Origin of the sequence: Flavobacterium silvaticum (assembly GCF_012911565.1) — a bacterium.
GTDB lineage: Bacteria > Bacteroidota > Bacteroidia > Flavobacteriales > Flavobacteriaceae > Flavobacterium > Flavobacterium silvaticum.
Genome location: NZ_JAAMPU010000048.1, coordinates 1 through 339, shown reverse-complemented (window position 1 = coordinate 339; position 339 = coordinate 1). Strand labels below are relative to the sequence as shown.

The window sequence follows — 339 nt, the reverse complement described above, 5'->3', positions numbered from 1 at the left end:
GGGTGGCACTTGGTGTGAACGCACCACAGTACTATGCCCAGGCACCGGGAGTCTACACCGCCGATGTGGTGAGCATCTCCCAAGGCTGTCTGTCGCAGACGGCCTCGCATACGCTGATCCTGTCGAGTCCTCCGGTGGCACTGAGTCCGGCCTATACCGTGACCGATGCCTTCCAGGATACCCAGACCATCACGATCAACGTGGAGGGCGTGAACGTGGCCGATTACCAGTACTCCCTTGACGGCGGCGCGCTGCAGAGCAGTCCGGTGTTCACCAACGTGGGCATGGGCAACCACAGCGTACGCGTGGTGGGCTATTGCGACGAGATCGTCATACCCG

The 339-nt window shown here is 61.7% G+C and carries 1 pseudogene; it reads left to right on the top strand.

Annotated features, from left to right (window positions below):
• Positions 1 to 339, top strand: a pseudogene (locus tag G6047_RS17015) (hypothetical protein); the annotation flags it as partial.